The sequence below is a fragment of the Pedobacter sp. BS3 genome, assembly GCF_008274585.1.
GTDB lineage: Bacteria > Bacteroidota > Bacteroidia > Sphingobacteriales > Sphingobacteriaceae > Hufsiella_A.
Window position 1 is genome coordinate 39,386 of sequence record NZ_VTRT01000012.1, and the last position, 9,640, is coordinate 49,025.

A 9,640-nucleotide genomic window follows, 5' to 3' on the forward strand; every position below is an offset into this window, starting at 1 on the left:
TCTGTTAAAATATGGATCTGGATAATTTACATGATGATTGGAAACAAGCCGCTCCGAACCTGGCCGTTTTGCAGGGTAGTAATCCATATACGGTTCCTGAAGGATATTTTGCCGAACTGGAACAAAAGATTACCAGCCAGTGTACTATTCAGCCATTTTTAACAGACGGTGGATTCTCATTGCCCGGGAATTATTTTGATGAGTTGCCTTCGCGGATAGAAGCCGCCATATATGCCGATACGCTGAAACAGGAAATTACCGCAGACGGGTTTGCCGTGCCTGCCGGGTACTTTGATACACTCGAACGATCTGTACAAAATAAAATACAACCTGTCAGTAAGCATGGCAAAGTTCGCAGGCTTTATCAATCGTGGATGAGCTATGCCGCGGCCGCCTGTATCACTATTGCCACAGTTGCCGGTATTTATTTCAACTACCAGCAACATTCCATCGAAGCCCAAATGGCTAAGATCCCCGAACAGGAGATCATCAATTACCTTGAGCTTCATACCGATGCGGGCGACATCACAACCATTGTAAATAATATCGATCCGACAGCCGATATTTTTAACAGCAGTGAAATGATCAGCGATCAGGAATTAAGCGATTATTTAGAACAAACAGCATTATAAGGAGCAGTGACGATGAGATTGAGCATAATAATTCTTTTTGTATGTAGCCTGGTAACAACTACAAGCCTGTATGCACAACCCGGCAAGGCTAAAAAAATTGATATGCTGAAAATTGCATACCTTACCAAACGCCTTGACCTGAACGAAGAGCAGGCAAAACAATTCTGGCCGGTTTATAATAATTATCAAAACGAGCTGGGTGCACTTATACGTGAAAAACGCCTGAGCAGCATCAAAAAGACCAAAGGCCCGGATACCGGCCTGGATGATGAGCTTACGTTTGAAAGCAGGATACTGGATCTGCGGAAACACTACCGTAATGAATTTAAACGCATACTGCCGCCCGAAAAAATAGCCACTTTATTCAGGGCCGAACGTGAATTCAGAGAACAGCTTATTGAAGAGCTGAAGCAGCGGCGAAAAAAGTAATATTCTCCAACTGGCGAATTTGTATTTTTGCACAATGCTTACCAACCGCCAGCTTTTCCTGCTTAATACCGCACAAACATCATCTTCTCCACGGTTGCTTGAAGTAGAGCGGGCAGAAGGAATTTATCTGTACGATCCCGCCGGTAAATCTTATATGGATTTAGTTTCGGGCTTTGCCGTAAGCAATGTAGGGCACCGGCATCCGCAGGTGTTAAGTGCTATCCATGAGCAATTAGACAGATACATGCATGTAACGGTATACGGCGAGTTTATACAAAGTCCGCAGGTAAAATTTGCAGAGAAGCTGACCGCTGTGCTTCCCAAAAGCTTAAACGCTGTTTATTTTGTTAATTCCGGTGCAGAGGCAACCGAAGGCGCTTTAAAGCTGGCCAAACGCTACACCGGCCGCAGCAAGATCATATCCTGTTTCAACTCATACCATGGCAGCACCCAGGGTGCGCTCAGTGTGATGGGCAATGAACATTACAAACAGGCTTACCGCCCTTTGCTGCCCGATGTTTATTTCATCCATTATAATAATATTCCTGACTTAGCGCTTATTGATACCGATACCGCCTGTGTGATCTTAGAGACCATACAAGGCGAAGCCGGCGTCCGTGTACCATCGGCAGCATACATGCAGGCCCTGCGCCAGCGCTGCACAGAAACAGGCGCTTTATTGATCATGGATGAAATACAGACCGGTTTTGGTCGCACCGGCACCTTATTCGGTTTTGAGCAAACAGGCATTGTACCCGATGTTTTATTACTTGCCAAAGGCATGGGCGGCGGCATGCCAATAGGTGCGTTCATTGCAGATAAAACCATTATGGACTGCCTGAAAGAGAACCCGATACTGGGCCACATTACCACATTCGGCGGTCACCCGGTATCTTGTGCCGCCGGTTTAGCGGCCCTGAATATTATTTTAGAGGAAAAGCTTTTTGCCGATGTCCCAGCCAAAGAAAAGCTGTTCCGGGAACTGCTTGATCATCCGCTCATTAAAGAGATCCGCGGAAGCGGCTTGTTACTGGCTATCCAGTTAGAAACCTTTGACCAAGTTGAAACCGTCAGCAGGTTATGTCTTGATAACGGCCTGATCATCGACTGGTTTTTACACTGCGATACGGCATTACGCATCGCTCCCCCACTTACTATTACCCGTGAAGAGATCAGGGAAGCTTGTGCCAGGATCATTCGGGCGTTGGATATGCTGTAGCCTGACCAGGGCACTGCCGCTTTATGAAAAGACCTTCAGGCTAAGCAAAAAATTACATCACGCTGTAACCGCACGGTCTAAATGCACATACCCGCCATCTACATGAATAAGCTGACCGGTGGTATGGCTGGATCTTTCTGAAAGTAAAAAAACAGCAGTATCGCCAATTTCTTCCGACGTGGTCATACGCCTTCCCAACGGAATTAACGCGTTTATCTTTTTAAGCTGCTCTTCCGGATTGGGCAACGATTGAATCCAGCGACCGTATAAAGGCGTAAAACATTCGGCAACAATAATGGCGTTTACCCGGATGCCATATTTTAATAATTCCACCGCCCATTCGCGGGTTAACGCGTTACGTGCCCCGTTTGATGCCGCGTAGCCGGACGTTCCACCCTGACCGGTTTCGGCGGTTTTAGAACCGATATTGATAATGGCTCCCTTTGTTTTTTTAAGCTCGCTAATCGCGTAATGGGTTACCAGGTAATAATGTGTCAGGCTTTTGTGCAGCGAATCCATAAACTGCTGATATGTTCCATGCTCCAGACTCACACTATCGTTTACACCGGCGTTATTCACCAATCCGTCAATACGGCCCAGCATAGCCACAACAGCCTTAACGGCCCGTTCACATTCCTGCGGCTGGGTGAGTTCGGCGGTTACCTGGAAAGCACGCTTACCGGTAGCTTCAATTTCAGCAATGGTTTTCAGGTTATCCTGCTCGTTCCGGCCTATAATTACAGGAATTGCGTCCTCACGTGCCAGGGCTTTTACAATGCCCTCGCCTATTCCTTTGGCACCGCCGGTAACCACTACTACCTTATCCTTAAGATTTAAGTCCATAATCAATAATATCAGTCAAAAGGAAAAACCTCGATTAACTATACGCTACCACTTCCTGCCGGGATTGTCCTAAGCCGTCAATGCCCAGCTCAACTACATCGCCCGGTTTAAGGTAAACCTGTGGATTCATTCCCAAACCAACGCCTGCCGGTGTTCCGGTTGAAATAATATCGCCGGGAAGCAGCGTCATGAACTGGCTCAGGTATGAAACCAGAAATGGGATTTTAAAAATAAACGTCGAGGTATTACCATCCTGCATGGTTTTACCATTAACTTTTAACCAAAGGCGCAAGTTATCCGGATTCGAAATCTCATCTTTAGTGGCCAGAAAAGGGCCTATCGGTGCGAAGGTATCACAGCCTTTACCCTTATCCCAGGTACCATTACGCTCTAACTGGAACGCCCGTTCAGAAACATCGTTATGCAGGCAATAACCGGCAACGTAATCCATTGCTTCCGCTTCGCTTACGTAACTCGCTTTTTTGCCAATCACAAAGGCCAGCTCTACTTCCCAATCGGTTTTCTCCGATTTTTTGGGTATCACGATGTTGTCAAATGGGCCGACTAAGGCCGTAGTAGATTTCATGAACAGCACCGGTTCCGGCGGCAATGGTGCTCCCGTTTCATGGGCGTGGTCGGCATAATTCAGTCCAATGCACAGAATTTTTGAGGGACGTGCCACCGGCGAACCAATCCGTGTGCCTTCTGCAAGTGGTACCAGCTTTGCTTTGCTGGTTTCGATAAAGGATGCCAGACGTGTTAAACCGTCCGTTTCAAAGAATTGCTCATTGAAATCCTCACCAAAAGCCGAGGCATCATAGTAAACATCATCCAGTATTACTCCCGGTTTTTCTTTATTCAGTGCTCCGTGTCGTATCAGTTTCATATTTTTTAATTATTTCAATTTAATAGAATCTTACAGTTGGAGGGTGTCTAAAAAGCTTTCGTCATCCCGATCCCGAAGTCTCGGGAGAGGGATCTCCGCCAGAAATGCTTAGGAAGAAGATTTTGCTTCGCAGCTACTTCGTGGTCTCCTCCTAAGGTCGTCGAAATGACGCAGCTTTTTGACTTTTTAGACACTCTTTTTATTAATACCGGATTTAAAATCCGGTACTATAGCCATCAGGATTACAAATCCCGATGAGCGAAATAGTTGTTAGTTATTCAATTTAATAAAGCCTCCGTCTATGGCGTAATCGTTACCGGTAATGAACGATGCTTCGTCTGAACAGAGGTAAAGAATCAGTTTCGATATTTCATCGGGTGTACCCATCCGGCCAATGGGCTGTGTTTGCGACAGCTTCTCAAACATTTCTTTTTCCTTTCCGGGATAATTTTTTGCCAGGAAACCGTCTACAAAAGGTGTATGTACCCTTGCCGGGGATATGCTGTTGCAACGGATATTATCCTTAATATAATCTTTCGCTACCGATAAGGTCATGGCGTAAACAGCACCTTTGCTCATGGAATACGCGAACCTGTCCGGCAAACCTATCACCGCGGCAATAGAGGCCAGGTTCACGATGGCTCCGCCACCTTGTGCCTTCATTAACGGGATAGCGGCATACAGGCAATTGTAAACACCTTTTACATTTACCTGGAATACTTTTTCAAAATCATGCTCGGATGTAGTTTCCACTTTGCCGATGTGTGATATACCGGCGCTGTTAACCAGGACATCGACCCGGCCTATGCGTTGAAACGTTTCGCATACCGCCTGCTGACGGGTTACATCACATGCTTCGGCGAAAGCTTTACCGCCAAAGGCTTCAATTTCCCTGACTGTTTCTTCCGCATTGTCACGGTTTAAATCAACCACGTATACCGTTGCCTGCTGCCGGGCAAAGGTTAACGCTACAGCCTTACCGATACCGCTTCCGGCGCCTGTTACTACCGCCGTTTTATTTGCTAAACTGAACATCTTATTTTTTTAATGAGAATATATTTTCCATCAGCACCCATTTTTCACCGGGTTTTGCCCCGGGCATTTCCTGCTGGTATTTCCACATCAGCTCTTCCCATTCCTGTACTTTGGGATTGGAAGCATCCATTTCGGCTTTACGCTCAAAACTGAAGGTATCGTCTGCCTCAATAATCATGAACAGGCGGTTGGCATACCGGTATATTTCCATGCTCAGAATTCCGGCGTTATGAATGCTGTCCCTGATCTCCGGCCATATATTTTCATGCCAGCGGATATATTCTTCAATGAGCGCCGGGTCATCCTTTAAATCAAGCGCAAGACAATGTCTTTTCATAAAGTCAAAATTCAAAAGTTAAAATTCAAAAGCCATAAACACACAAGCCTGAAAAATTCAAAAGTTAAAAGTCAAAATTCAAAAGGCCTGAACGCACAAGCCATAATAAGTTAAAAGTTAAAACTGGTTAATTATTGTAACAGGGCTGCTGCTGTCCAAAGTACCGGCGCTTGTCCGTGCAAATCGCCGGTAAGGCGCTTGCGGTCAAGATAATATTGCCGGTCATTTTTCTTGTTCGTCCCTTCACAAACATCGCTAATATCGGCATTTGCATCAATATGCTTAACCAATGCCAGCCATGCCTTACGGGCGGCAGGCGCATACGTTTTTTTATCCAGCCAGCCCTGTTTAACCCCGGTTACCATCGCAAAAGCGAACATACCGGTTCCTGAGCTTTCTTCCCACGATTCCGGGTCGTCTATAAGCTGCCGCCACATGCCCGATTCGGACTGATATTTCAGTAACGAAGCCATCATTGTTTTATAGCCTGTTAAAATACGGGGCCTGTCCGGGTTATTTGCCGGTAACGAGCTTAAAATCTCGGCCATACCGGCGGCCATCCACCCGTTTCCGCGTCCCCAGAAAAAAGGCACATCCGGTGCATGGTAAAAAAGACCATTGGGCCGCTGAAGCGAATCGAGGTAAACCACCATTTCTTTTGCTGCCCGGTTAATGTATTTGCTGTCGCCCGTGGCCCGGTAAGCCTGCGCCTGTAAGGCATTGATCATAAACATATCGTCAATCCACAGGCGGGTTTGCCAGGTTAATCCCCGGTTATAAAAAATATACGATTGCGGAACAACCCGCTTCCCTTCCGGCGGGCCCCATTGCTTGTCGGCAATGTGCTGACCTAAGTCCAGATAGCGTTTATCCTTGGTTTGCCTGTACAATTCTAACGGGACAGTGCCAAAAACACAGTAATCTACATGATCGGGTACCGGAATCATGTGGGCTTCGCTGGTGAAAAGCGGCTCAAAACGTTTAGCTAAAGCATCAGTTAATGAGTCGTTTTTGGTGGCACTTGCAAATTTCAACGCTCCATACCAGGCACAGCTTTCCGGATAGGTAATCACTCTTGGCGGAGTGGGTTTCCCGAAATTGGTATGCGGCGTTGCCAGAAAATGTACAGCGATGCGTTTTCCTACTTCAAGGGGCGAATATCCCGCAGGCCAGTGTTTTAAATCGCCGGAAGGCTGAGCATAAACACTATTGGTTACCAACCAGGTAACTAATAGTGCTATTATACTATAATATCCTGATAATCCTTTCTTTATGTTCATACCATTTGAAGCAGCCTATAATAAAGTCAAGCCCTTATTTTACCTGCACAATAAAGATAATTTTTAATTATTCACAATCAGTTACATTAGCATGTCATTCAACAATTTTGCCCTGCCGGCTTTAATGCGTCTCCCGCGACAAGCTGACTACAGGGACACTATTCCGGTAAATAAATCCGGCAATTACTTCCGGGTTTTCTATAGGGAAATGATGTCCATCCAGTTCCCGTTTGCCCGTAGTCATAGGTATTACCGTTGCGGGGCCGCCCTTCTGAATATAGTTGTTAATCAGCACAGCGGTATTTTCGGCGTAGGGCACAATACTATCTGTCAGGCTAATGGCATGAAGCACCGGAACTTTATATGCAGCCAGGGCTTCAAGATTATCTTTAGGCTGATTGGTGTAATTCAACGCTTGCTCTTCGGTAAAACCGTAAGCCTGCAACAGCTTTTTCCAGTCGTTTGCCGAACCTTTGCTTTTTCCTTTCCCGGCAGGCCAGCTCTTAAAATCGCATACCGGCGCCTCAGCGTAAATACAGCTTACTTTTTCAGGATGCCGCTTGGCCCAGCCATACACATACAAGCCTCCGCGGCTAACGCCCTCTAAGGCAACTTTCGCGGCAAAGCCTTTTTCGCCGGTCAGATACCGGTAAAAATCATCCCATACGGATAAGGCTTTCGGGCATCCGTACAGGTTATTGGCATTGATGTAAGCAACATAAAATCCTTTTCCCAGCAGCATACTGTCTACCTGGGTATGCCAATTGGGAAAATGCGCCCGCCAAACCCAGGGTTTGCCGGGCAGGGGTTTCCGGGGTGTTATAATCCAGGCAGGAATTCCGTTCAGCTTAAATTCAGTTCTGGTAAACTGGTGCCATGCCGATTGCTTTTCACCGGTTATAACCGGCTGCGCCGCTGCCTGATAAATACATCCCAGGCATATCAACAACAGGCAAAATCCTTTGATTACCGGATAACTTCTTCGGGACATGATCAATCTAATTCCCCGGTTTTCATCCTGGCTGCCGGTTTAACGCCTTTACTTTCCACCTCGCCTTTTACGGTTAGCTTAATGACCGAAGCAACTTTATCAGGAGCCTGTTCCGGAACCTGTATCTGTGCTCCATCCGGAGACATGCTTGTTTTTAGCCGCTTGCCGCTGGCTAATAATGATGCTGATATGATTTCATTTTTCAACCCGGGAAGCTCCAGCTTTCCATCTTTCGGCCATTCAAAAACCGACAGGTATAACGTTGTTCCGCTACCGGTATCTTTCCGGGTAATGCGGCCCCAGCTTACGGCAGGTAACGGATTTGCCTTAGTGGCGTAGATGGCTTCGCTGTTTACGTTCATCCACTCGCCAATCGCTTTTAAGCGGTCTATGCTTTCCTGTGGAAATGTTCCGTCTGGTTTTGGCCCTACGTTCAGCAGGTAATTTCCGCCTTTTGAGGCAATATCCACCAGGTTACGGATAAGCGTTTCTGCTGACTTCCATTTATTATCTGATTTACGATAACCCCAGGTACCGTTCATGGTCATGCAGGTTTCCCAATCCCTGCCGTCCAGTTCATTTAAGCCCGGTATTTTTTGCTCGGGTGTTCCGGTATCGCCGGGAAAGTTCGGGCGTTTCAAACGGTCGTTAGTGATGATCTGCGGTTGCAATTTCAGTACGTTTTGCAGCTTCAACGCGGCTTCGTCGGTCATGTTGGTTGGTGTATCCCACCACAATACGGCAATTTCACCGTAATTGGTCAATAATTCTTTAACCTGCGGTACCGAAACATCGTTAATGTATTGCTCGAAGGTTTTGGTTTCCTGTGCGGGATCCCAGTGTCCGTGATGGGCAGCCGTATAGGCATCGATTTTAGCACTGTCGGGATTTGGCCAGCCTTCCCGCATCAGTTTCCTTGCAGCCGCACCGCCAGGATTGTTCCAATCCTGCGCCTGTGAGTAATAAAAGCCCAGCTTGATACCGTATTTTTTACAGGCTTCGGCCAGCGGCTTCAATAAATCTTTCCCATAAGGTGTCGCATCGGTAATATCCCAGTCGGACGCTTTGGAATTGAACAACGCGAACCCGTCGTGATGCTTGGCCGTAATAACGATGTATTTCATACCGGCATCTTTAGCCATCTTTACCCAGGCGTCGGCATCGTATTTTACGGGATTAAACTCCCTGGCCACCGCCCTGTATTCCGCAACGGGAATTTTCATGCGGTTCATAATCCATTCCGCTCCGCCCCTGGCCTGCTGATGACCTTTATATTCGCCGCCTAATTGCGCATACACACCAAAATGGATGAACATCCCGAAACGGGCTTCCCGCCACCATTTCATCCGCTCATCTTTGGAAAGCGTTTGTTGAGATTGTGCCTGTGACACTAAAAAGGTACACATCAGCAGCAAACCTATCAATCTACGTATCATAAAACTGATTTGAATTTTATTCGTTAATACCTGGTTTTTCTACGGCAAATAACTAAAAAAAACATTCAAATCAGTTTATCCGGTTAGCCTTATAGTAAGCTGAACTAACATGGCGTTAAGTAAAAATGGACAGTGGACAGTGGATAGTGGATAATGGACAATGGACAATGGACAGTGAATAGTGAATAGTGAATAGTGGATAGTGGATAATGGATAATGAACAATGGACAATGGACAATGGATAGTGGATAATGGACAGTGGGCAATGGACAATGGAGAATGAGAATAGAGAATAGAGAAAATCCTGATACTTGTCCCGGGTAATTCGAGGTTCAGAATCAAAAGTTAAAAGGCTATAAGTACCAACCATTCTTGTAGCCTATCAATACGTAACTGAACGAATCCGGAGCTTCGCTCGATCAAACTTATTATTTTCAGGAGCTCCTAACACAAAACGACATCTTTTGTCCCTACAGGCAATGTCATTAAGTTAAGAAAATAGGGATATAAAAGGATTACAGTAGTTAGTTTTGAATCGACTAAAACACAAAA

The 9,640-nt window shown here is 46.2% G+C and carries 10 protein-coding genes; 3 read left to right on the forward strand and 7 right to left on the reverse strand.

The window, feature by feature from the left end; all coding sequences use genetic code 11:
• Positions 1-11: 11 nt before the first annotated feature.
• From FW774_RS19740 to FW774_RS19750, 3 genes are read left to right on the forward strand one after another with little or no spacing between them, the layout of a single operon-like run.
• A complete protein-coding gene (locus FW774_RS19740) occupies positions 12-632 on the forward strand; it encodes a hypothetical protein (protein WP_149350182.1) in 621 nt (206 codons plus the stop codon).
• A gap of 12 nt (positions 633-644) precedes the next feature.
• A complete protein-coding gene (locus FW774_RS19745) occupies positions 645-1,061 on the forward strand; it encodes a hypothetical protein (RefSeq protein WP_149350184.1) in 417 nt (138 codons plus the stop codon).
• Positions 1,062-1,095: 34 nt separating this feature from the next.
• Positions 1,096-2,280, forward strand: coding sequence for an aspartate aminotransferase family protein (locus FW774_RS19750; protein WP_149350186.1), 1,185 nt, complete (start codon positions 1,096-1,098; stop codon positions 2,278-2,280).
• 57 nt (positions 2,281-2,337) lie between these two features.
• Here FW774_RS19750 and FW774_RS19755 read toward each other — a convergent pair whose 3' ends face one another.
• The 7 genes from FW774_RS19755 to FW774_RS19785 form a co-directional block, all read right to left on the reverse strand.
• Positions 2,338-3,123, reverse strand: a complete 786-nt coding sequence (locus tag FW774_RS19755) for an SDR family oxidoreductase (protein ID WP_149350187.1) — start codon at positions 3,121-3,123, stop codon at positions 2,338-2,340.
• A gap of 34 nt (positions 3,124-3,157) precedes the next feature.
• Complete coding sequence (locus FW774_RS19760) at positions 3,158-4,009, reverse strand: fumarylacetoacetate hydrolase family protein (protein WP_149350189.1); 852 nt, start codon at positions 4,007-4,009, stop codon at positions 3,158-3,160.
• A 270-nt stretch (positions 4,010-4,279) separates the two neighbouring features.
• Positions 4,280-5,044 (reverse strand): SDR family NAD(P)-dependent oxidoreductase, encoded by a 765-nt coding sequence (locus FW774_RS19765; protein ID WP_149350191.1) that lies wholly within the window; start codon positions 5,042-5,044, stop codon positions 4,280-4,282.
• Position 5,045: 1 nt separating this feature from the next.
• Complete coding sequence (locus FW774_RS19770) at positions 5,046-5,381, reverse strand: L-rhamnose mutarotase (RefSeq protein WP_149350193.1); 336 nt, start codon at positions 5,379-5,381, stop codon at positions 5,046-5,048.
• A gap of 131 nt (positions 5,382-5,512) precedes the next feature.
• Positions 5,513-6,661 carry a glycoside hydrolase family 105 protein gene (locus tag FW774_RS19775; RefSeq protein WP_149350195.1) on the reverse strand — a complete coding sequence of 383 codons (1,149 nt, stop codon included), beginning with the start codon at positions 6,659-6,661 and terminating at the stop codon, positions 5,513-5,515.
• A gap of 121 nt (positions 6,662-6,782) precedes the next feature.
• On the reverse strand, positions 6,783-7,652 hold the full coding sequence (locus FW774_RS19780; RefSeq protein ID WP_149350197.1) for an alpha/beta hydrolase family protein: 870 nt from the start codon (positions 7,650-7,652) through the stop codon (positions 6,783-6,785).
• Positions 7,653-7,654: 2 nt separating this feature from the next.
• Complete coding sequence (locus tag FW774_RS19785) at positions 7,655-9,088, reverse strand: alpha-L-fucosidase (RefSeq protein WP_149350198.1); 1,434 nt, start codon at positions 9,086-9,088, stop codon at positions 7,655-7,657.
• Between the last annotated feature and the right edge of the window lie 552 nt (positions 9,089-9,640).